The 22122-nt window shown below is 74.0% G+C and carries 22 protein-coding genes; 10 read left to right on the top strand and 12 right to left on the bottom strand.

Annotation, left to right across the window (positions count from 1 at the left end; translation table 11 throughout):
- The first annotated feature begins 167 nt into the window (after positions 1-167).
- Positions 168-1613 (top strand): glyceraldehyde-3-phosphate dehydrogenase, encoded by a 1446-nt coding sequence (locus ACIRPP_RS01450; RefSeq protein WP_403636935.1) that lies wholly within the window; start codon positions 168-170, stop codon positions 1611-1613.
- A gap of 221 nt (positions 1614-1834) precedes the next feature.
- Complete coding sequence (locus ACIRPP_RS01445; protein WP_403636933.1) at positions 1835-2806, top strand: hypothetical protein; 972 nt, start codon at positions 1835-1837, stop codon at positions 2804-2806.
- Positions 2807-2829: 23 nt separating this feature from the next.
- Here the strand turns inward: ACIRPP_RS01445 and ACIRPP_RS01440 are convergent, their stop codons facing one another.
- The gene (locus tag ACIRPP_RS01440; protein WP_403636932.1) at positions 2830-4488 is read right to left on the bottom strand and encodes an FAD-dependent oxidoreductase; all 1659 of its coding nucleotides are present in this window, start codon (positions 4486-4488) and stop codon (positions 2830-2832) included.
- Positions 4489-4738: 250 nt separating this feature from the next.
- Between ACIRPP_RS01440 and ACIRPP_RS01435 the strand changes: the two genes are divergently transcribed.
- From ACIRPP_RS01435 to ACIRPP_RS01405, 7 genes are all read left to right on the top strand, one after another.
- A complete protein-coding gene (locus ACIRPP_RS01435) occupies positions 4739-5863 on the top strand; it encodes a SchA/CurD-like domain-containing protein (RefSeq protein ID WP_403636931.1) in 1125 nt (374 codons plus the stop codon).
- A gap of 67 nt (positions 5864-5930) precedes the next feature.
- Complete coding sequence (locus tag ACIRPP_RS01430) at positions 5931-6398, top strand: cupin domain-containing protein (protein ID WP_164337811.1); 468 nt, start codon at positions 5931-5933, stop codon at positions 6396-6398.
- On the top strand, positions 6395-7663 hold the full coding sequence (locus ACIRPP_RS01425; RefSeq protein WP_403636929.1) for a beta-ketoacyl-[acyl-carrier-protein] synthase family protein: 1269 nt from the start codon (positions 6395-6397) through the stop codon (positions 7661-7663). Before ACIRPP_RS01430 ends, ACIRPP_RS01425 begins: the two co-directional genes overlap by 4 nt.
- The gene (locus ACIRPP_RS01420; protein ID WP_403636927.1) at positions 7660-8955 is read left to right on the top strand and encodes a ketosynthase chain-length factor; all 1296 of its coding nucleotides are present in this window, start codon (positions 7660-7662) and stop codon (positions 8953-8955) included. Before ACIRPP_RS01425 ends, ACIRPP_RS01420 begins: the two co-directional genes overlap by 4 nt.
- On the top strand, positions 8952-9212 hold the full coding sequence (locus ACIRPP_RS01415) for an acyl carrier protein (RefSeq protein WP_192232403.1): 261 nt from the start codon (positions 8952-8954) through the stop codon (positions 9210-9212). Before ACIRPP_RS01420 ends, ACIRPP_RS01415 begins: the two co-directional genes overlap by 4 nt.
- A gap of 3 nt (positions 9213-9215) precedes the next feature.
- Entirely contained in the window at positions 9216-9698 is a 483-nt protein-coding gene (locus tag ACIRPP_RS01410) for an SRPBCC family protein (protein ID WP_403636925.1), read from the top strand.
- Positions 9699-9751: 53 nt separating this feature from the next.
- Positions 9752-10084 carry a TcmI family type II polyketide cyclase gene (locus ACIRPP_RS01405; RefSeq protein WP_403636924.1) on the top strand — a complete coding sequence of 111 codons (333 nt, stop codon included), beginning with the start codon at positions 9752-9754 and terminating at the stop codon, positions 10082-10084.
- Between the two features lie 102 nt (positions 10085-10186).
- Here the strand turns inward: ACIRPP_RS01405 and ACIRPP_RS01400 are convergent, their stop codons facing one another.
- The 5 genes from ACIRPP_RS01400 to ACIRPP_RS01380 all read right to left on the bottom strand — a co-directional run bounded on the left by ACIRPP_RS01400 (position 10187) and on the right by ACIRPP_RS01380 (position 15716).
- Complete coding sequence (locus tag ACIRPP_RS01400) at positions 10187-11212, bottom strand: methyltransferase (RefSeq protein WP_403636923.1); 1026 nt, start codon at positions 11210-11212, stop codon at positions 10187-10189.
- A 57-nt stretch (positions 11213-11269) separates the two neighbouring features.
- On the bottom strand, positions 11270-12325 hold the full coding sequence (locus tag ACIRPP_RS01395) for a nitrous oxide reductase family maturation protein NosD (RefSeq protein ID WP_403636922.1): 1056 nt from the start codon (positions 12323-12325) through the stop codon (positions 11270-11272).
- Positions 12326-12669: 344 nt separating this feature from the next.
- The gene (locus ACIRPP_RS01390; protein ID WP_403636921.1) at positions 12670-12888 is read right to left on the bottom strand and encodes an EF-hand domain-containing protein; all 219 of its coding nucleotides are present in this window, start codon (positions 12886-12888) and stop codon (positions 12670-12672) included.
- Positions 12889-12987: 99 nt separating this feature from the next.
- Positions 12988-14094, bottom strand: a complete 1107-nt coding sequence (locus ACIRPP_RS01385) for a B12-binding domain-containing protein (protein ID WP_403636920.1) — start codon at positions 14092-14094, stop codon at positions 12988-12990.
- Positions 14091-15716, bottom strand: a complete 1626-nt coding sequence (locus ACIRPP_RS01380; RefSeq protein WP_403636918.1) for a PP2C family protein-serine/threonine phosphatase — start codon at positions 15714-15716, stop codon at positions 14091-14093. The genes ACIRPP_RS01385 and ACIRPP_RS01380 overlap by 4 nt, the downstream gene beginning before the upstream one ends.
- 189 nt (positions 15717-15905) lie before the next feature.
- Here ACIRPP_RS01380 and ACIRPP_RS01375 point away from each other — a divergent pair, with 189 nt between their 5' ends.
- Entirely contained in the window at positions 15906-16274 is a 369-nt protein-coding gene (locus ACIRPP_RS01375) for an STAS domain-containing protein (protein WP_403636917.1), read from the top strand.
- A gap of 136 nt (positions 16275-16410) precedes the next feature.
- On the opposite strand, the gene ACIRPP_RS01370 is transcribed toward ACIRPP_RS01375, so the two are convergent.
- The 6 genes from ACIRPP_RS01370 to ACIRPP_RS01345 all read right to left on the bottom strand — a co-directional run bounded on the left by ACIRPP_RS01370 (position 16411) and on the right by ACIRPP_RS01345 (position 21943).
- Positions 16411-17217: a GvpL/GvpF family gas vesicle protein gene (locus ACIRPP_RS01370; RefSeq protein WP_403636915.1), complete on the bottom strand. Its 807-nt coding sequence runs from the start codon at positions 17215-17217 to the stop codon at positions 16411-16413.
- Positions 17214-17528 carry a gas vesicle protein K gene (locus ACIRPP_RS01365; protein WP_164335082.1) on the bottom strand — a complete coding sequence of 105 codons (315 nt, stop codon included), beginning with the start codon at positions 17526-17528 and terminating at the stop codon, positions 17214-17216. Before ACIRPP_RS01365 ends, ACIRPP_RS01370 begins: the two co-directional genes overlap by 4 nt.
- 70 nt (positions 17529-17598) lie before the next feature.
- Positions 17599-18492 (bottom strand): gas vesicle protein, encoded by an 894-nt coding sequence (locus tag ACIRPP_RS01360; protein ID WP_403636913.1) that lies wholly within the window; start codon positions 18490-18492, stop codon positions 17599-17601.
- Between the two features lie 34 nt (positions 18493-18526).
- Positions 18527-19165 carry a gas vesicle protein gene (locus tag ACIRPP_RS01355; protein WP_403636912.1) on the bottom strand — a complete coding sequence of 213 codons (639 nt, stop codon included), beginning with the start codon at positions 19163-19165 and terminating at the stop codon, positions 18527-18529.
- A gap of 77 nt (positions 19166-19242) precedes the next feature.
- A complete protein-coding gene (locus ACIRPP_RS01350) occupies positions 19243-21351 on the bottom strand; it encodes a helix-turn-helix domain-containing protein (protein ID WP_403636910.1) in 2109 nt (702 codons plus the stop codon).
- 112 nt (positions 21352-21463) lie between these two features.
- Positions 21464-21943 (bottom strand): NUDIX domain-containing protein, encoded by a 480-nt coding sequence (locus tag ACIRPP_RS01345; protein ID WP_164339094.1) that lies wholly within the window; start codon positions 21941-21943, stop codon positions 21464-21466.
- Positions 21944-22122 lie beyond the last annotated feature (179 nt).

Below are 22122 nucleotides of genomic sequence, written 5' to 3'. Positions count from 1 at the left end.
TGCTGGCGGAGGTTCGTGCGGCACACCCGGACCAAGATCGCTTCCGGGCGCGGTCCTGCACGCGTACCCGGTCCGCCGCGGCGCAACCCTGGGGAATCGGACCCCCTGCCGCTCCCCTGAAACACCTGGCTATCATATGAGCGCCGTCTAGCTCGAAAGATGATCCTGTGACTGTCAACGAAGACTCGTTCACCACCTGGCAACACCGCGAGGAGACCGCTGAGTCGATGATCCCGATCATCGGGAAGCTGCACCGCGAGCGGGACGTCACCGTCCTGCTGCACAGCCGCTCCTTGGTGAACAAGTCGGTGGTCAGCATCCTCAAGACCCACCGCTTCGCCCGGCAGATCGCCGGCGAGGAACTCTCCGTCACCGAGACGCTGCCGTTCCTCCAGGCGCTCACCACGCTCGACCTCGGCCCGTCCCAGATCGACATCGGCATGCTGGCCGCGACCTACCGGGCGGACGACCGCGGACTGTCGGTGGCGGAGTTCACCGCGGAGGCCGTCGCGGGCGCCACCGGCGCCAACAAGATCGACCGCCGCGAGCCGCGCGACGTCGTCCTCTACGGCTTCGGCCGCATCGGCCGGCTCCTCGCCCGGCTGCTGATCGAGAAGTCCGGATCCGGCAACGGCCTGATGCTGCGCGCCATCGTCGTCCGCCAGGGCGGCGAGCAGGACCTCGTCAAGCGCGCCTCCCTGCTGCGCCGCGACTCCGTGCACGGCCAGTTCCAGGGCACCATCACCGTGGACGAGGCGAACAGCACGATCACCGCCAACGGCAACAGCATCAAGGTGATCTACGCGAACGACCCCTCGCAGGTCGACTACACGGCGTACGGCATCAAGAACGCGATCCTGATCGACAACACCGGCAAGTGGCGCGACCGCGAGGGCCTCTCGCAGCACCTGCGCCCCGGCGTCGACAAGGTCGTCCTGACCGCGCCCGGCAAGGGCGACGTGCCCAACATCGTGCACGGCGTCAACCACGACACCCTCAAGCCGGACGAGCAGATCCTGTCCTGCGCCTCCTGCACCACCAACGCGATCGTGCCGCCGCTGAAGGCCATGGCCGACGAGTACGGCGTGCTGAGCGGCCACGTGGAGACCGTCCACTCGTTCACCAACGACCAGAACCTGCTGGACAACTACCACAAGTCCGACCGACGCGGCCGCTCGGCGCCGATGAACATGGTGATCACCGAGACCGGTGCCGCCTCCGCCGTCGCCAAGGCGCTGCCCGACCTCAAGGCACGCATCACCGGCAGCTCCATCCGCGTGCCGGTGCCCGACGTCTCCATAGCGATCCTCAACCTCCGCCTGGGCCGGGCCACCGACCGCCAGGAGGTCCTGGACTACCTGCGCAACGTCTCGCTCACCTCGCCGCTGAAGCGCCAGATCGACTTCATCAGCGCCCCCGACGCGGTCTCCAGCGACTTCATCGGCTCGCGCCACGCCTCGATCGTGGACGCGGGCGCCCTGAAGGTCGAGGACGACAACGCGATCCTCTACCTCTGGTACGACAACGAGTTCGGCTACTCCTGCCAGGTCGTCCGGGTCGTCCAGCACGTCTCGGGCGTGGAGTACCCGACGTTCCCGGCGCCGGCGGTCTGACCGGTACGGAACGGGGCGGGGACGTGGGAGCGCCCCCGCGAAGAAGCAGCGGGGCCGGCGTGGTCGTCGGCCCCGCGGCCGTTGCCGCGCACGGCCGGCGGGACCCGCCGGCCGGAATCGCGCCGCCCGGATCGGTGACAGAAAGCGAACCTGGGGGTCCAGATCGGTAACGATCGTCCGGGATCGCTTGCTCAGCGTGAAACACTTCCTACGCTGCGGGCATGTCCCTCTTCAGCAGTCGCACCAGCAGACGTCCCCGTATCGTTCCCGCCCTCGACGACGCCGATCTGGCGCGCGCCCTGCGGCAGTTGAACAAGCGAGGTGCCGGAAGCGGCCGGGCTCCGGAGGTGACGCTCGTCGCCACGCTGCTGGAGGAGGCGGGGGACGACTGGGACCGCCGCAGCCACCGCGCCTCCGTCCTCGCCGAGGCGACGGCCGGCACCGGGCTCGCCTCGGCCTGGCTGTCCCGGGAACCGGACAACGCCGACGCGCTGGTCTTCCACTCCTGGGTCGGCGTGATGCGCGGCCTGCGGGACCGGCGGGCGGAGGACGCCGCACAGCTGGTCAACCAGTGCCACCGGGCCGCCGAGATCTCCCCCGCCGACCCGACACCCTGGGTGGTCCTGCTCGGGCTGGCCCGGGTCGAGCGGTACGGGCAGAACGACGTCAACGCCATCTGGCGGGAGGCCACCGGCCGCGACCGCTGGCACCGCGAGGCGTATGTGCAGATGCTCGCCTACCTGTCGCCGGAGGAGGGCGGTTCGAGCGCCTCCGTCCTGGACTTCATCGACGTCGTCCGCACCCGCATCCCCGCCAACGCGCCCTGCGCGGCGATCGAGATCGCGGCCGCCGTCCGGCAGTACCAGGGGCTGCTCGCGCAGGGCGGGGTGCGGGCCATGACGGCGGGCCAGCTGTGGGAGGGCGGGCAGATCGCGGCGGCCCTGGAGCAGGCGTCCGGGCTGTGGGCCAAGCCGGGCTTCTTCCAGCACGCGGCGGCCCAGGCCGACCTGAACGTGCTGGCGTACGCGCTGTGCGCGGCCGGGCGGGCCGCCGACGCGCACCACGTCTTCCAGGTCCTGCAGGGCACCGTCACCCCGTGGCCGTGGAACGTCGACGGGCCCGCGGTGCAGCGCTTCGAGCAGCACCAGGCCAAGGCGGAGCGGGGGCGGCAGGGAGGCATCGGAGGGAGCTGACGCCCGGCCTGCCGCCGCCCCGGTCAGTGCCGGTCGAAGACCGCCCCGACGGCCTCCCGCAGCACCCGGGCCGGGTCGGTGACCGGGCCCTCGGACCGCCACGCGACGAACCCGTCGGGGCGGACGAGGACCGCGCCGCCGGCGGTGATGCCGTGCGCCCCGGCCCAGTCCGCGCCGTCCACCGGACGCAGGTCGGTGTCCGGCCCGTCGCCCACCCGGTAGGCGGTGAGCGGCACGGACAGCCGCTCGGCCACCCGGGCCGCCGCCGCGTGCCAGGGGCAGTCGGCGCCCGCGGCGCTCAGCAGTACGGGCGTGCGCTCGTACAGGTCGAGGGTGGAGATCCGGCTGCCGGCCCGCTCCAGCCAGACGTGGGGGGCGCGGCTGCCCGGCTCGCCGACCAGCCGCACCCCGTCGGGGACGACGGGGTCGGCGGGGTCGGCGCCGAGGACCGCGCCCCGCGGGTAGCGGTAGGCCAGGGCCACGTTGAGGATGCCGCCCTTGCGGCCCCCGGGGCCGCCCGCCCCCTCGGCGGGGGTGTAGCCGGGGTGGCTGTGCTCGACCGAGCGTGACGAGGCGCGGGCGCTGGTCGCCTCGGCGACGGGCCTGCGCTCGGCGTCGTAGGAGTCCAGCAGCCCGGGGCCGGCCCAGCCGCCGAGCACCGCGGCCAGCTTCCAGGCGAGGTTGTGCGCGTCCTGGATACCGGTGTTGGAGCCGAAGGCCCCCGTGGGGGACATCTCGTGGGCCGAATCGCCGGCCAGGAACACCCGGCCGTCGGCGTACCGTTCGGCGACCCGCTCGGCGGCGTGCCAGGCGGCGCGGGCGGTGACGGTGACATCGAGGTCCGGTACGCCCACGGCGCGCCGGATGTGGGCGGCGCACCGCTCGTCGGTGAACTCCTCCAGCGTCTCCCCGTGTTCGGGGTGCCAGGGGGCGTGGAACACCCAGCGCTCGCGGTTGTCCACCGGCAGCAGGGCACCGTCGCCGTCCGGGCTGGTCAGGTAGCAGACGATGAAGCGCCGGTCCCCCACCACGTCGGCCAGGTCACGGGAGGTGAAGGTGATGCTGACGTTGTGGAACAGGTCGCCGGGGCCGTTGTGGGCGATGCCCAGCCGCTCCCGGACGGGGCTGCGGGGGCCGTCGGCGGCGACGAGGTAGTCCGCCCGGATGGTGGTGTGCTCGCCGGTCTCCCGGCTCTTGACCCGGGCGGTGACCCCGTCGGCGTCCTGGTCGAAGGACATCATCTCGGTGTGGAAGCGCAGGTCGCCGCCGAGTTCGCGGGCCGCCTCCACCAGCACGGGTTCGAGGTCGTTCTGGCTGCACAGGCACCAGCCGGTGGGGCTGAAGCGGGCCAGGCCGCCGCCGGGGTCGATCTCGCGGAACAGCCACTCCCCCGCATCGCCCACCAGGCTCGGCGTCTGGAGGATGCCGTGGTTGTCCGCCAGCACGGAAGCGGCCCGCTTGATCCCCTCCTCGACGCCGGCGGTCCGGAACAGCTCCATGGTCCGCACGTTGTTGCCGCGTCCGCGCGGGTGCACGGACGTGCCGGCGTGACGTTCGACCAGCGTGTGGGGCACGCCGAGGCGTCCGAGGAACACGGACGTGGACAGGCCCACGAGCGAGCCCCCGACGACGAGGACGGGCGTGCGGTGACCGACCTCGCCGGCCGCTTCGAATCGGTTCATGGAGAAACGCCTCCAGCGTGGCCCGCGCGGGGCTGGGAAAGGGGACGCCTCTTCCATGCCCGGTGCGGGCCGCCCCTCGTCCCGGCAGCACCCGGATGGCACGCGGTTCACCCAGGTGCACCGTGTCGCTCGCGCGCTCCTCGGGCCGCGTCAACCATCGAGTCATGGCGACCCCGGCCCCCTTCGGACAGGCGGTCGTTCCTGACCCTCGACAGAAGAACTGTCGCGAAGAAGAGGAGAGGTGTGCCGGATGACCACGTCGGGACGCATAGCGCAGTCCGCCTTCGACGGCTCCAGGCTGCGGGTGATCCTGCTGCTCGACCTGTACGAAGGAGCTCAGCAGCAGTTCCTCGACGCCTACGAGCACATGCGGAGCAAGGTCGCCTCCGTCCCCGGCCACATCAGTGACCAGCTCTGCCAGTCGATCGAGAACCCCTCGCAGTGGCTCATCACCAGCGAGTGGGAGAGCGCCCCGCCCTTCCTGGCCTGGGTGAACAGCGAGGAGCACGTCGAGACCGTCCGGCCGATGCACAGCTGCGTCCGCGACACCCGCTCGATGCGCTACAGCATCCTGCGCGAGACCCACCGCGACCAGCCGTCCGCGTCCGGCGCGGCGGCGGCCGGCCTGCAGACCGCCGCCCGCGTGGGCGAGGGAGTGGCCCGCCACGCCCTCACGTTCACCGTGAAGCCGGGCTCCGAGTCCAAGGTCGCCGAACTCCTGGCCGGGTACGAGTCCCCCGAGGCCCAGGTCGACGAGACCACCCGGCTGCGCCGCACGTCCCTGTTCATGCACGGCAACCGGGTCGTACGCGCCGTCGAAGTGGAGGGCGACCTGCTGGCGGCGCTGCGGCACGTGGCGAAGCAGCCCGGGGTACGGGCCGTCGAGCAGGCCCTGGACCCGTACCTCGAGCAGGAACGGGACCTCACCGACCCCGACTCCGCCCGGGTGTTCTTCACCCGCGCCGCCCTCCCGGCCGTGCACCACGTGGTGTCCGCCGGCCCCGAACCCACCGGCCTGCGGCGGCACATGCTGTACTACCCGGCCGTCACCGGCCGTGGCACGGAACTGGCCCGCTTCCTGGCCCACCAGGACGAGGCCGCGGCCGACGACCCGTCCGGCCCGGTGTACGCGAGCACCGTCTTCCAGCGCGACGACACCGTGGTCCGCCTGGTCGACGTCACCGGCGAGCTCGACCTCGACCTGCACGCCGCCCTCGGCATCAAGGGCGCCGGCAAGGCCGCCGAGCTGGAGCGGCTGCTGGACGGCGCCGCGATCGGCGTCGAGGGGTCCCTGGACTCGGACCGCACCCTCAACCGGCTCCTGTCGCACGCCGACATGATGCCCGTCACCGACCGCAGCTCGGCGGCTTCCTGACGGTCAACTGCGGTGACGTCGGGCCGTCGACGCCCCGACGTCACCGCCCCACCCGGAGGTACCAATCATGTCCAAGCAGCATCCACGCATCGTGGACCTGAGCGAGACGGAACCCAACCGCCGGCGCGGGGGTGACCTCAGGACCCTCCTCACCCCCGCCACGGTGGGCTCCACCAGCGGCTTCATGGGCCTGGCCATCATCAAGCCCGGTGAGCGCATCGGCGAGCACTACCACCCGTACTCCGAGGAGTTCGTGTACGTCGTCAGCGGCGCGCTCGAAGTGGACCTGGACGGTGAGCCGTTCCCGCTGCGGGCCGAGCAGGGCCTGCTGATCCCGGTCGACATGCGGCACCGCTTCCGCAACGTCTCCGACGAGGAGGCACGGATGGTGTTCCACCTGGGTCCGCTGGCCCCGCACCCGAGTCTGGGGCACGTCGACACCGAGGAGAACGTCTCCAGCGAGGCCGGACCGCAGCTGACGGTCGGCGGGCCGCAGCACGGCCGGCCTTCCGAGCCCAGCGGGGCCATAAAATGACCCGGCGAGTGGCCGTCACCGGTATCGGTGTGGTCGCTCCCGGAGGGACCGGGACGACGGCGTTCTGGGACCTCCTCGCAGCCGGCCGCACCGCCACCCGCGGCATCACCCTGTTCGACCCGGCGGGACTGCGCTCCCGCATAGCCGCCGAGTGCGACTTCGACCCCTTCGCGCACGGCCTCGACCCGGACCTGTGCCAGCACGCCGACCGGTACATCCAGTTCGCGGCGGTCGCGGCCGACGAGGCGGTGCGGGAGGCCGGTCTCGGCTCCTCCCCCGCCGACCCGTGGCGCACCGCGGTCTCCCTGGGCAGCGCGGTCGGCGGCACCACCCGGCTGGAACACGACTACGTCCAGGTCAGCGAGCACGGCAGCCGCTGGGACGTCGACCACCGGGCGGCCGATCCGAAGCTGCACCTGGCGTTCCAGCCGAGCACCCTCGCCTCGGTCGTCGCCGAACGCTTCGGCGCCCGCGGCCCGGTGCAGACGGTCTCCACCGGCTGCACCTCCGGGCTCGACGCGGTCGGCTACGGCTTCCACACCGTCGCCGAGGGCCGCGCCGACGTGTGCATCGCGGGGGCGTCCGACTCCCCCATATCGCCGATCACCATGGCGTGCTTCGACGCCATCAAGGCGACGTCGCCGAACAACGACGACCCCGAGCACGCCTCCCGGCCCTTCGACGCCCGTCGCGACGGGTTCGTCATGGGTGAGGGCGCGGCGGTGCTCGTCCTCGAGGAGTACGAGCACGCCCGGGCCCGCGGCGCGGACATCCTCTGCGAGATCGGCGGGTACGCCACCTTCGGCAACGCCTACCACATGACGGGTCTGACCAGTGAGGGACTGGAGATGGCCCGGGCCATCGACAGCACGCTGGAGCAGGCCCGGCTCGACCCGACACGGATCGACTACGTCAACGCGCACGGCTCCGGCACCCGGCAGAACGACCGGCACGAGACGGCGGCGGTGAAGCGGTCGCTGGGCGCCCACGCCCACGACACGCCCATGAGCTCCATCAAGTCCATGGTGGGGCACTCGCTCGGCGCGATCGGCGCGATCGAGGTGGTCGCCTGCGTCCTGGCGCTGAAGCACCAGGTGGTGCCGCCGACGGCGAACTACGAGACTCCCGACCCGGAGTGCGACCTGGACTACGTGCCGCGCACCGCCCGCCCGCGGAAGCTGGACAACGTGCTCTCCGTGGGCAGCGGGTTCGGCGGCTTCCAGTCCGCGGTGCTGCTGACCGGGCCGGGCGGGAGGACCCCATGAGCACAGAGCGCACACGGCACAGCCGGCGACCCCGGAGCGCGGCCGTCACCGGGATCGGGGTGATCGCGCCCAACGGGATGCGCCCCGACGCCTACTGGAAGGCCGTCAGCGAGGGTGTCTTCGTGCTGGACCGGATCAGCCGTGAGGGCTGCGGCGATCTGCCGCTGCGGGTGGCCGGTGAGGTCCGCGCCTTCGACGCGGGGGCTCTGATCGAGGACCGGTTCCTCGTGCAGACCGACCGGTTCAGCCACTTCGCGATGGCCGCCGCCGCCCTCGCCCTCGACGACGCCGGGCTCGGCAGCGGTGACCCCGCGGACCCGTTCGGCGTCGGGGTGGTCACCGCCGCCGGATCCGGAGGTGGTGAGTTCGGCCAGCGCGAGCTGCAGAAACTCTGGGGCCAGGGACCGAAGTTCGTCGGCCCCTACCAGTCGATCGCCTGGTTCTACGCGGCGAGCACCGGCCAGATCTCCATCCGCGGCGGCTTCAAGGGCCCTTGCGGTGTGGTGGCCAGTGACGAGGCCGGCGGGCTGGACGCCCTGGCGCACGCGGCCCGCGACGTGCGGCGCGGCACCGGCACGATGCTGGTGGGGGCCGCCGAGGCGCCGCTCGCCCCGTACTCGATGGTGTGCCAGCTCGGTTACCCCGAACTGAGCACCGTCGAGGAGCCCGAGCGGGCCTACCGCCCGTTCACCGAGGCGGCCTGCGGCTTCGTGCCCGCCGAGGGCGGTGCGCTGCTCGTCGTGGAGGACGAGGAGCGGGCCCGGGAGCGGGGTGTGCCGGTGCGGGCCACGCTGGCCGGGCACGCGGCCACCTTCACGGGGGCGTCCCGCTGGGCGGACTCCCGGGCCGGCCTGGCCCGGGCGATCGAGGGCGCCCTCGACGAGGCGGGCTGCGCCCCGGAGGAGATCGACGTGGTGTTCGCCGACGCGATGGGCGTCCCCGAAGCGGACCGGGCGGAGGCACTGGCGATCGCCGACGCCCTCGGCGCGCACGGCACGCGGGTTCCCGTGACGGCTCCCAAGACCGGCATCGGACGGGCGCACTGCGCGGCGCCGGTGCTGGACACGGTGGCCGCGGTGCTCGCCATGGAACACGGTCGGGTGCCGCCCACCCCGAACGTGTCCGACATCTGCCACGACCTCGACCTGGTGACGACGCGTGCCCGCCCGGCCGAGCTGCGCACCGCCCTCGTCCTCAGCAGGGGACTGATGGGTTCCAACGCGGCGCTGGTCGTGCGCCGCGGTGGCGAGTCCGCCCGGCAGGACCGGGCGGGGAAGGAGCAGACAGCATGATCACCACCGAAGTGACCTTCGACGAACTGGCCGCCCTGATGAAGAAGGCGGCCGGCATCACCGTCGACCCGCAGGAGCTGAGGCAGGCCGCGGAGTCCCCCTTCGACTCCTTCGGACTGGACTCGCTCGGGCTGCTCGGCATCGTCGGCGAGCTGGAGAACCGCTACAGCCGGTCGCTGCCGCCCGACTCGGAGCGCTGCAGGACGCCCCGGGAGTTCCTGGACCTCGTCAACAACACCCTCAAGGCTGGAGCCTGAAAAGTGGCAGGACACACCGAGAACAGCATCACCATCGACGCTCCCTTCGACCTCGTCTGGGAGATGACCAACGACCTCGAGAACTGGCCGGACCTGTTCAGCGAGTACGCCTCCGTCGAGGTGCTCTCGCGCGAGGGCGACACGACGACGTTCCGCCTGACCATGCACCCGGACGACAACGGGAAGGTGTGGAGCTGGGTGTCGGAGCGCACCCCGGACCGCGCGGCACGGACGGTGCGGGCCCGCCGGGTCGAGACGGGCCCGTTCGCCCACATGGACATCCTGTGGGAGTACGCACAGCTGCCGGGCGGCGTGCAGATGCGCTGGACGCAGGACTTCGCGATGAAGCCCGACGCCCCGGTCGACGACGCCTGGATGACGGACAACATCAACCGCAACTCGCGCACCCAGATGGCGCTCATCCGGGACCGGATCGAGCAGGCCGCCCGGGAGCGGGACGGCGCGTCCGTCGCGTCCACCCGCTGAGACACCGGTCCGGGAAGTCCGGGACGGTCCAAGGTCCAGGAAGGACAGCACCGATGCACCACGCCCTGATCGTCGCCCGGATGGCTCCCGGTTCGGCGACGCGGATCGCCGATGTCTTCGCCGCCTCCGACCAGGGGGAACTGCCCCACCTGGTCGGGGTGAGCCGGCGGCGCCTGTTCCAGTTCGGCGACGACGTGTACCTGCACCTCATCGAGTCCGAGCAGGACCCGGCGCCCGCCATCGCGAAGGTGGCCGGTCATCCCGAGTTCCGCAGCATCAGCGAGCAGTTGGAGGCGTACGTCAGCCCGTACGACCCGGCGACGTGGCGCAGCCCGAAGGACGCCATGGCGGAGTGCTTCTACCGCTGGGAGCGCACCGGCTCGTAGCGGGCCGGGAACGTCCCGAGGCCGCCGGCTCCGCGTCGGTCGCGGAGCCGGCGGCCTCATGTGTGCGGGGCGACGGGCCGGCCCGTCGCCCCGTCATTGCGTCTAGGGGACGGTGCAGTCGAAGGCGTGCAGGTAGGCGTTGACGGGGCTGACGTCGCCGATGACGAGGCCGGCGCCGGTCAGCCGGTCGGTCATGCTCTGCCGGGTGTGCTTGGCGCCGCCGACGTTGAGGAGCAGCAGCAGGTCCATCGCGGTGGTGAACCGCATGGAGGGGGTGTCGTCGACGAGATTTTCGATGACGACGACCCGGGCCCCGGACCGTGCCGCCCGGCGGATGTTGGCCAGGGCCCTGCGGGTGCTGTCGTCGTCCCATTCCAGGACGTTCTTGATGATGTACACGTCGGCCTGGACGGGGATGTCCTCGCGGCAGTCGCCGGGGACGACCGTGACCCGGTCGGCCAGGGAGCCGCCCCCGCGCAGCCGCGGGTCCGCGTTCTCCACGACGCCCGGCAGGTCCAGCAGGGTGCCGTGCAGGTGGGGGTGCTTCTCCAGCAGGCTGGCCAGCACGTGGCCCTGGCCGCCGCCGATGTCCACCACGGAGGCCACGCCGGTCAGGTCGAGCAGCCGGGCGACGTCCCGCGCGGACTGCTCGCTGGAGGTCGTCATGGCGCGGTTGAAGACGTGCGCGGACTCGGGGGCCGACTCGTTGAGGTAGGTGAAGAACTCCTCGTCGTAGACGTCCTCGAAGACGTTGCGTCCGGAGCGCACGGCCTCGTCGAGCTGCGGCCAGACGTTCCAGGTCCACGGTTCGGTGCACCACAGGGCGATGTAGCGCAGGCTGTGGGGGTCGTCCTCGCGCAGCAGGCGGGACATGTCGGTGTGCGCGAAGGTGCCGTCGGGCCGCTCGGTGAAGACACCCTGGCAGGTGAGCGCCCGCAGCAGGCGGCGCAGGGTGTGGGGCGGGGCCTTCACCGCCTCGGCCAGGTCGTCGACGGTCAGGGGGGTGTCGTCCAGCGCGTCGGGCACGCCCAGGCGCACGGCCGCGCGTACGGCGGCGGCGCAGGCCGCCCCGAAAACGAGCTCCCTCAGCCGCATGGGCGGCGGGGGAGCCGGATCAACGGTGGTCATCCGTTGCCTCGCTTCTGCTGATGCTGTGATGGGGGGTGGGGGGCGAGCAGGGCCGGGTCAGCACATGCCGGCGGGCTCGGAGAGGGTGCAGGTGTTGCCGCGGAACGTGTTGGTGGTGGCCGTGTCGCGGTTGGCGAGGTCGGCCGGGCTGTTGCCGGTCACCAGGTTGTCGCGGATGTCGTTGCGTTCGTTGACGGCGCCGACGAAGCTCTTGAACAGCACGATGCCGCCGGACAGCGGGGAGGTGCCCTGGTTGTTCTCGACCCGGTTGCGGGCCACCACGGTGTCCTCGGCGCCGGTGAGGACGATGCCCGAGCCCTGGAGGAAGGGCAGCCGGGGCGTGGCGGCGCAGTGCTTGTTGTTGGCGTGGATGTGGTTGCGGGTGACGCTCAGGTCGCCGGCGCGCGGCGTGGACTCGTCGCCCACGACGAAGACGGCGGCACAGTTGCCGGTGGCCTCGTTGCGTTCGACGCTGAGGTTGCGCAGGCGCCGCACGGTGACGCCGATGCGGTTGCCGAGCATGCGGTTGTCGCGGATCACGGTGCCGTCCGCGTCGCGGGCGCCTTCCTCGGTGTCGATGGTGTTGGACACGAACAGCCCGGCGTCGCCGTTGTCCCGGGCCACGTTGTGGCTGAGCAGGCTGCGCACCGAGCGCTCCTCGGCGATGCCCCACTGTCCGTTCTTCTCGGAGGTCACGCCGCGCACCTCCAGCTTCTCGGTGCGGGTGGCCCACAGGCCGTTCTTCTCGTAGCCGCGCAGGGTCAACGAGCGTACGGAGACGTCCTCGAGGGGTTCCTTGTCGGTGCCGGTGATGCAGATGCCGTTGCCGGCCTCGGCGCAGGCGTCCTTGCCGGTGCCCGGGACCAGTACGGTGCGTCCCGCTCCGGAGCCGCGCAGGGTCACGTCGGAGACGGTGATGCTGACGCTCTCCTTGTAGGTGCCGGGCGCGATGAGGACCGTGTCGCCGGGCTCGGCCGCGTCGACGGCCTTCTGGATGGACTGGCCGGGGGTCACCCGGTGCACGGAGCGGTGGTCCGCCGACGGTGCGGCGGCCAGGCCCGAGGCCACGATCGCGGCGGTGCAGGCGAGGTAGGTGAGGTGTCGTTTGGTCATGAGCCGAAGCTATGAGCGGCGATACCGCCCCGCCACCGGTGATCGCCCAGGTGGGCTCGGTGTGCGGCGGGCGTCCGGGCGGCAGGCGACGGTCCGTCAGAGCGGTGGCCGGGCCCCGGCGGTGGACCCGGGTCCGGGGCCGGGGCCCGGGTCCACGGGAGGGGCCCGGGTCCACGGCCGGGGCCCGGGTCCACGGGAGGGGCCCGGGTCCACGGCCGGGGCCCGGGTCCACGAGAGGGGCCCGGGTCCACGAGAGGGGCCCGGGTCCACGGGAGGGGCCCTGCGGACGCGCCGGGGCGCTCCCGCGGCGCCCGCGACCGGCACCGCCAGGGCGGGCAGCCGGGTCAGCGGTTCATGGCCGCCCAGAACTCCTCGAAGGACATCCGGCCGTCGCCGTCGGTGTCGAGGGAGGCGATCAGCTCGCGGGCCTGGGCCTCGGTGATCTGCGAGCCCTCCAGCTCGGCCACCACCTGCCGGTACTCCTCCGCGGTGACCTGGCCGTCCCCGTCCAGGTCGTAGCGGTCGAAGACCTTCCGCGCCGCCGTCTCCACGATGTCCGCCATGTGTTCCGTCCTTCCGTGATCTTCGGTGACGGGGCCACAGTAGCGGCCTGCCCCGCCGGGAATTCCGGGGCGGTCCGGGTGCTCGTGCGCCGTCGGCGGTCAGCCGGCGGAGGCGAGGGCGGCCCGTCCGGCGTCGAGGAGGGAGCGGGTCCGGGGGAAGTCCCGCAGCTGCTCCTCCAGGGCGTCCAGGGCGGGCGGCAGGGAGCGGGCCGGCACGCCCCGGGCCGCGAGGATCTCGGCGGTCCAGGTGAGGAAGCCGGTGAGGATGCCGGGGTCGTCGACGTAGAGGGCGGCGGTCAGGAAGTCGACGATGTGGGCGAGGTCCTCGGCGGTGCGCTCGCGCTGGTCCTGGTCGTAGTCGCGCATCGGGGGGAACCGCTGTTCCAGGCGTTCCATCGTGCCGCGCACCAGGCCGTGCGCGGCGCGGGTGACCATGGTGTATTCCTGGTCCGCGAGGTGCGGCAGGTCGTCGACGGCCTGGTGGGGCGGCCGGGGTGCGGGCAGCGGCCCGGCCTCCAGCCGGTCGGCCGCGGCGCGGGCGTCCGGCGCCCACGCGTCGGCGCCGAGCAGCCGGGCGTAGCGGCCGTCGACGCCGAAGCCGAGGCCGCCGACCATGACGGGGACCCCGGTCGCCTGCACCGCGGTGATCGCCGCGTGGGCGACGGGCAGCCGGGTGGACAGGGCGGCCGACAGGCACACCACGGACGATCCGGTGCGGTGGATCTGCCGGACCAGGTGCGCGGTGGGGACCTGCGCGCCGAGGTAGCCGACCTGCCGGCCGCGCAGCCGCAGGGTCTCGGCGAGCAGCCGGGCGGGCAGGGCGTGCCACTCCTTGTCCACGCAGGCGACCGTCACCCGGCCGCGTGCGGGGTCGGGGCGGGGCACGGGCAGGAGGGCGACGACCCGGTCGCTGATGGCGGTCGCGGCGTGCTCGTCGGCCACGCCGATGCGGTTGGCGGCCCACTCCAGGCCCACCCGGTGCTGGACGGCGCCGATGACCTCCAGGAGGACCGTCTCCGCGTCCAGTCCGGCGTCGAGCGCCCCGGTCACCACGTCGGCGGCCTCGTACTCGTCCGCCGCGAGAGCGGCCTGCCAGAGCTTCTCGGCCCACTGCCCGGCGCGTGCGTCACCGGTGGCGGGGGCCAGACGGGCGCCGATGCCGTGGGCGGGCCCGTCACTGCGCGAGGCTGAAGGTGTGACCGTCATACCGTACGACTGCCCCGGGTCGCGGTGTCCACATCACCCGGGACTCCCCCGCGGGGCGCGGTGATGGCCAGGACGGCGATGTCGTCGTGCCGGCCGCCGCCGATCCAGGCGTCCGTGAGCATCTGGACGCGCTCCACCACGGCCGCCGCGGGCAGACCACCGCACTCGGCCAGGGCCCGCTTGAGGCGGTCCTCCCCGAACTGGACGTCACCGAGCGGGCCGCCCTTGGCCTCGGTGACACCGTCCGTGTACAGCAGGCACGTCTCGCCGGGCGCCAGCCGGACGTGCGCGGTGCGGGAGGTGATCTCCGGGAGGACGCCGATCAGGGTGCCCCCGGTGTCGGCCTCCTCGACGGTGCCGTCCCGCCGCACGATCAGCGGCGGCGGGTGACCCGCGGACGTCAGGCGCAGCGCCACGGCGCTGCCCTCGCGGTGGGCGGAGGCCAGGACGAGGGTGGCGAACCGCACCCGGCCGCCCTCGCTGCGCATCGCGTTGTTCAGCAGGCGCAGCATCCGGCCGTGGTCGTCCGCCATCGGCCGCAGCGCGTGCAGGGTGCTCCGGATGCGGCCGGTGATCACGGCCGCGTCGAGGCCCTTGCCGGCCACGTCGCCCAGGACGGCGAGCGTCTCCGCGCAGTCCTCGCCGGGCGGGTGGACGTCGTAGAAGTCGCCGCCGACGCGGTCGGTGTCGACGCTCGCGCGGTAGCCCCCGGCGAATTCCGTGCCCTCGACGTGCCGCAGGGTGGGCGGCAGGAGGGCGCGCATCAGGGTGTCGGCGACCTGGTTCTGCTCGGCGTACAGCCGCGCGGCCGACATGGCCGCTCCGGCCCGGGCGGCGAACAGCCCGGCGAACTCGGCCTCCGACGCGTCGAACGCCGCGTGCCGGGCACGCCGCAGCAGGATCAGCGCACCGGCGGACAGGCCGTGCCCGGGCAGCGGGGTGACCGCCATCGCACCGACCGGCCCGAACTCCTCGGGAATCAGCCAGGCGGGGGCGGTGGCGGGGTCGATCCAGCGCGGGGGCACCGGCGGGAAGCCCTGCAGCGCCTCGTCCAGGCCGGGCACCGACTCGGGAGCGGCGGCCACGGAGCTCCGGGTGACCCGGCCCCGCTGGTCCCGGACGACCACGGGCAGCCGGCGGGCACCGGTCTGCGCGATCACCACGGCCGCGTCGGCCAGGTGCTCGGCCGCCAGCCGGGCGGTGACCTCCATGCACCGCTCCAGGTTCAGCGACGCGAGCAGGGCACTGGACGCCTCGGCCAGGAAGCGGGCGCGCCGGCGTTCCGCCTCCAGTTCGGCGGTCAGCGTGCGCTCCACGGTCTCGTCCTGCAGCCACCAGGCGGTCAGGCCGCCGTCGAGCGGGGACGCCGTGGCGGCGAAGAAGCGTTCGCCCACCGGACCGCTCGGGGTGGCGGCACCCGGGGCGCGGTGCGCCTCGGCGAGCCAGGCCGGGGCGGCGAGGGGCTCCCCGGGACGGGCGTCCGGCAGCAGGGCCGCCGCGGGGATGTTGACGTCCACGACGTGCCCGGACGCGTCCAGGACGACGACGGGGAAGGGGGCGGCCGCCGGGCGGCCGGCCTGGGTCGCGGGGCCGGTGCCGAGGTCGTCGGGAAGCGTGGTCATGAGCCGGCCGACGGGTGCGGCCGTTCACCTTCCCTTCCTCGGATGCTTGGCGCTGCCACCTTTCCTCACCTCGGGGCGCCCGCGCAAGCCGGTCCCCGCGGCCGGAAGGGACCCCGGCGCGACGAGGATTCACGCGGCAGGCGGAGGGAACCTTTGGGGGTGGACGCGGGAGGGTGGCAGAGTGCGGGCATGAGCAACGAGCACATGGTGACGGTGCGGGAGGGCGCACAGGCGTTCGTTCTCGAGGTGGCGGGCGAGATCGACGTCGACACGGTCGAGGCGCTCGAGGAGGGGATGGACCGGGCCTGGGAGGCGAGCGCACCGGTCACGGTCGTGGACCTGTCCCGCATCCGGTTCGCCGACTCCAGCCTGCTGAACCTCCTGCTGGAGGCCCATGCGCGGTACACGGCCGCCGGCCGCAGGCTGGCGGTGGCGGGCCCGTTCCACGACGCGGTGCGGCGCCTGTTCGACATCACCGGCACCGCCGCGCATCTCCCCCTCACGGAGGACGCGGAGGCGGCCGTACGTCAGGGAGCGGCCGGCAGCGATTCCCGGTGAAGCCCGCGTCCGCCGCACCGCCGCCCGGGGGGCCGGCGGACCCCCCGCCGCGCTGACGTCCGGCCTTCCGGCCGGCCGCGGACGCGGCTCGACACCGTGACAAAGGGCACTCGCCCCGGGCGGGACCGCGGCCGTGTCAGGGCGCCGCCTGTCCGGCGTGCGCGCGGTGGCGGCCGTCGGTGAAGGAGAACGGCGGCCAGGGACCGAGGAAGCGGATCCGGACGGCCGGCTGCCGGGCGCCGAGGTCGCTGAGGACGGCGCCGACGGCCTCGATGTCCTCCCGGCGGACCAGCAGGGCGGCGGACAGGACGGCGGTCTCGCCGTCGGCCCGCCCGGTGGGCCCGCGGTCGCGGAGGTCCTCGGCGACGGACAGCAGGCGCTGCCGGACCTCGGCGTGCAGCGTGTCGGCGAGCTGCCCGGCCGCGTCGCGGGCCGCCCGCTCCCGCTGCTTGGCCAGCAGCCTGCGCATGCCCGGCGACAACACCTCGTCCGCCGCCTCCGAGGCGGGCTGCGGGCCGTCGCCCGCTGCGGCCGCGCGGTCCAGGGTGATCTCCACCCGCAGCTCGCACCTGCCCGCCAGCTCCTCCAGCTGCTCGCCGACGGCGGGCTCCTGCTCCGACACCCAGTCCGCGAGACGCTCCTCGGCGCCGCGGCCGGCCGCCGGGTCACCCACGACCAGCACGTTGAAGGTCATCGGCAGCACGCTGCCGGTGCGTTCCCAGACGGCGGTGACCGCCTCGCTCTGCTCCGCCACCCAGCGCCGCACCTCGTCGTCACCGCCCTCGAACGGGGTGGGGGCGGCGTCGTGGACCAGCGCGGCGACGCCGGTGCCGGGCACGGCGGCCAGCCGCAGCGGGCGGCCGTCCAGCCCGGTCACGCCGTCGGCGGCGCCGGGGCGGTCGGGGACCAGCGCGTACACGTAGAGCGCGGTGTGCTCGGTCATCCGTGTGCCTCCTCCGCCCAGCGCCGGGGGTTGATCAGCTTGTCCACCACGTCGTCGACCACCTCGTCCAGCCCGCGGTGCAGGTCGGCCACCGAGGAGACGATGCCGTGGTCCTCCTTGATCTGTTCCAGCGCCTCGTCCAGTTCCAGCAGGGCGTCCGCCAGCCGTTCGGACTCCTCCGGGGTCAGGTCGCCGCCGTTCATGCGGCGCAGCGCCTGGCGGTCCAGTGCCTCCTGGATGACCTCCACCAGGGTCACCACCAGGGACAGCACTCCCTGTTTGAGGCTGTTCTCGTCGACGGTCAACGGCATGTCGGTCCTCCCCTGTCCTGCTCGTGCTTCCGGCCGGCGGCCCTCGTGCCCGTCCGGCCGCGTTCGGCGTTCATCCGGCCGCCGCCACCGGCCGGGCCGCGTCCAGCCGCCGGACCCAGGCGGCCGGGTCGTCGGCGGCGAGCCGCACCTCGTCGCCCGTGGCGGTGCGCAGCGCGAGGACGCAGCCCTCCCCGGCGGGGCCGGAGCCGGGCACCCGCCGCACCTCGGTGAGGTCGGCCGTGCGCAGCACCAGGGCCGGCCGGGAGTCCACCGGGGACTTCCACACCAGCCGGCCGGCGGTCAGCCGGGCCCGTCCGCCCCGCCACAGCGGGCCGGAGCGGCGCGGCTCCGCGTACCACAGGTGTCCCTCGGCGAGCGCCGCCTCCTCCTCGTCGGCGGGGGCGTGCCCGAAGGGGAGGGAGGGGACGGGGCGGCCGGCCCGGGCCCGGGTGAGCAAGTCGTGCAGCGCCTCCGGCTCCCGGGCGGACAGCAGTTCCCGGCCTCCGCCGGCCAGGGTCAGCTCCAGGCGGAGGCGTTCCTCGCCGCCGACCGTGCGTTCCGGCGTCATCCGCACGGCGCACACGTCCGACAGCTCGGTCTGCCAGAGGACCTCCCGCGGCTCGGCCCGCAGCACGACGAGACGCTGGTCGGTGACGTAGACGGTGCCGTGCCGCCAGCCGTGGTAGACGCCGCCGGTCAGCAGGTGGCCGCCGCTCGTGCGGTGCAGGACGCCCTCCCCCTCCCGCAGGTCCAGGGCGCGGCGGGCGACGGACCGCTCGGCCCAGGCGCGGGTGGCCTCGTCCCAGTGGCGCATCATGCCGTGCTCCAGCATCGTCTCCATCCCGGCGACGGCCGCCCGGAGGGAGACACCGATCAACGGGATGTCGGCCACGGCGACGATGAGGTCCAGGTGCAGGACCGCTCCCTTGTCGAGAAGCACCTCCACCAGGTCGTCCAGGGTCACGCGCGGGTCCCTGGTGGGCCGCATGGGGGGCCGTTCAGCCGTCACGTCGCTGCGCCTCCCCGGCGGCGGGCTCCTCGGCGGCAGGCTCCTGGGCGGCGGGCTCCTGGGCGGCGGGCTCCTCGGCGGCGGGCTCCTCGGCGGCAGGCTCCTGGGCCGCCCCGGTGGCCCGGCCCTCCTGCAGGGCGGCGGCGGTGTCCCGGCCCCCGGTCACCCCGGCGGGCCCGGCCTCGTCCGCCGCCCGTGCCTGGGCCTGGGCGCTGCGCCATCCGCACCAGGGGCACCACTGGTTCAGCAACTGCTCCAGCGGGGCGCGTTTCCCGCACGCCGGGCAGGACTCCTTCTCCTCCCGCGTCTCGCGCCAGGCGGCCGTCTCCGTGTCCGTGCCGGAGGGGAACTCCAGGCCGTAGCGGGCCGCCGTCTCGAACGAGGCCAGCGCCGCGCGCAGCCGGATGCCCAGCAGCTCCACCCCGGCCACCGAGACCATGATGTCGGCGTTCAGCACGAGTCCCTTGTCCAGCAGGGTCTCGACCACGTGCGCCAGGCTGCCCTCGCCGTCCCGCCGGGGCTGCATCGGGGCCGTGCCCGTGCCGACGCGGGCCGACGGGTCGCGCGGGGAGACCGTCGAGGGGAAACCGCCGTCGCTCGACCTGATCCTTTCGGGGTAGCTGCTCATCCCCCGCGTTTATCCGATTCCCCGCCCCTCACACTCCCCCCGCACGTCCGGCCGCACCGGACCGGCCCCGCGCGGGGTCACTCCGCGACCGGGGGCGTCCGTCCCGCCAGCCGGCGCAGGCGCAGTGCGAGTTGTATCTCCAGGGCCCGGCCGGGGTCCTGCCAGTCGTCACCGAGGAGCCGGCCGACGCGCTCCAGGCGTTGGGCGACGGTGTTGACGTGGACGTGGAGTTCGTCCTTGGTGCGGGCGGGGCTCATGCCGCAGGCGAAGTACGCGTCGAGGGTGCGCAGCAGTTCGGTGCCGCGGCGTTCGTCGTACGCCATGACCCGGCCGATGGTGCGTTCGACGAAGCCGCCGACGTCGCGGTCCCCGGCGAGGAGCAGGCCGAGGAAGCCGAAGTCCTCGGCGGCGGCGCCGTCGCCCGCGCGGCCGAGCAGGCGCAGGGCGTCGAGGCAGCGCCGGGCCTCGGCGTAGGCCGCCGCGACGGTGTCGGGGCGGGCGGTGAGGTGCTCGACGGGGGCGGAGGCGCCGACGGTGACCGGTTCCTGGACGGCGGTGCCGAGCTGGCGGGCGGCGCGGCGGGCCAGGCCGGTGGCGGTGTCGCCGGGGGCGAGGGGCAGCAGCAGGACCGTGCCGCCGTCGCGGGCGGCGGCGAGACCCTCCCCGGTCGCCGCGAGGTGCGAGGCCGCGGCCCACAGGCGCCGCCGGGCGTCGGCCTCCTGGTCGGCGTCGGCGGTGCCGGTCTCCAGACGGGTGGCGAGCACGGCGTAGGTGGCGTCGAGGTCGGCGTTCAGCCGGCTCGCGCGTTCGCGCAGCAGGCGCGGGTCGCGGTCCCGGGCGTCGAGCAGGTCGTCGAGCAGTTCGCCGCGGACGCGCTGCTCCGCCTCCGCGGCGGACCGCCGGGCCAGCAGCAGCAGGGAGGTCACCATGGCCGCCCGTTCCAGGGTGCGCTGGTCGACGGGGTCGAGGCCGGGCTGCCCGCGCAGCACGAGCGCACCGAGGAGCTCGCCGCCCGCGGCCACGGCGGCGATCCAGTCGTCGCCGTGCGGGACGGCGTGGCCCTCGGCGCGGGAGGACTGCAGGGCGCGGGCGGGCGCGGCGGCGGCCTCGGTGAACTCGACGGTGCCGTCCAGGACCTCGGCGACGGCGGCCGCCACGTCGTGCACCCCGCCGCCGCGCAGGACGAGTTCGGCGAGCCGGTCGTGGACGTCGGAGGCGCGCTCGATGACGCCGCTGCGGTCGCGGATGATCTCGTTGGCGCGCTCCAGTCCGGCGAGGGCGGACCGGGTCTCGGCGAGCAGGTTGGCGGTGTCGATGGCCGCCGCGGCCAGGGCGGCGAAGGAGCCGAGCAGCGCGATCTGCTCCCGCTCGAAGACCCGGGCCCTCCGGTCGGCGGCGAAGAGCACACCGATGACGGTGTTCCCGAGCATCAGAGGCACGCCCAGGATGGCCACGAGCCCTTCGTCGCGCACGCCCGTGTCGATGGGGACGGTGTGCTGGAAGCGGTCGTCGCGGAAGTAGTCGTCGGTGACGTACGGGCGGGCGGTCTGCGCCACCAGGCCGCCGAGTCCTTCACCCATGCCGAGCCGCAGCTGCTGGAAGCGCGCCGCGACGGAGCCCTCGGTGACCCGCATGTAGGTGTCGCCGCGGGCCGTGTCGTTCAGGCTGAGGTAGGCGACGTCGGTGCCGAGCAGGGAGCGGGCGCGCTGCACGATGGCCTGCAGGACGGCGTCCAGGTCGCGCAGACCGGCGAGGTCGTGGGCGGTCTCGAACAGCGCGGACAGCTCGGCCTCCCGGCGGCGCCGCCCCTCCAGCTCGGAGCGGACGCGCAGGGCGAGCAGCTTGGCCTCCTCCAGCGCGGCGATCCGCTCGGCGGGCCGGCCCTCGGCGCGGGCGAGGAGCACCGGCTGCTCGTAGGCGTCGGCGGACGCGCCCCGGGCGAGCAGCTCCAGGAACGGCGTCTCGGCGACGGCCGGCTCGGGGGCGGCCGCGGCCCGCCCGGCCGGCCCGGTACCACCGCTGTCGGCTGCGCCGGTCCCGGTACGGGCGCTGCCGGCCGCGCCGGTGTCGGCCACGCCGGTGTCGGTACGGGCGCCGGAGCCGTCCACGGTGTCGGTCCGGGCCGCGGGGTCCGGGCCGGGCGCGGGGCGGGGCCGCTCGGCGGACTGCACGTGATCACGGGACATGGACACAGGATTCCTCATCCCCCGGCCGCCCCGTCAGGCCTGTGGACAACACCGTCATGCGTCGACCCTAGGCGGCGTCCGGCCGCCACCCCATGTGCCCGCCCCACATAATTCAGCCGATTCCAGTGGTGTCGAACCATGTGGGGGCGTCCGACATGGCCTGCTTGACGCGGAAGCGGGCGAAGTCGTTCAGCTCCGGCAGCGCGTCCGGCTCGAACCAGCCCACGTCCAGCGACTCGTCGTCGTTGACCCGTGCCTCGCCGCCCACCGCACGGCAGCGGAAGGTGATGTCCATGAACTGGCAGGTGTCGCCGTTGCCGTACGTGACCGGGGACAGCGCCTGCACCAGCACGACCCGCTCGACGACGCACCGCACCGCGGTCTCCTCCTCGACCTCCCGCACCGCGCACACGGCGGGCTGCTCACCCGGGTCCGGGATGCCGCCGATCACCGACCACCCGCCGGTGTCGGCCCGCCGGTTCAACAGCACGCGGCCCCGGTCGTCGAAGACGAGAGCGGTGACTCCGGGCAGCCACAGCAGCTGCTGTCCGGCGGAGGCACGCAGGGTGCGGATGAAGTCGGGAGTAGCCATGCCCCGACCCTAGCGGGCCGCTCCGTGCCCCCTTCCCGCATCGGCGGGGTACCGGCGAGGGACACGTCCGTGGGGGCCCGCGCGGTGCCCCCCCGACGGACGGCGACGCCCCCGCGGGGCGCCCGCCGCGGACCCCCGCGGCGCCGGCGAGACCCCGGCCCCCCCCGGCGCCCCCCACC

Source organism: Streptomyces sp. NPDC101219 (genome assembly GCF_044767675.1).
Taxonomy (GTDB): domain Bacteria; phylum Actinomycetota; class Actinomycetes; order Streptomycetales; family Streptomycetaceae; genus Streptomyces.
The sequence above is the reverse complement of the archived record's forward strand: the minus strand, read 5'-3'. Positions and strand labels throughout refer to the sequence as shown.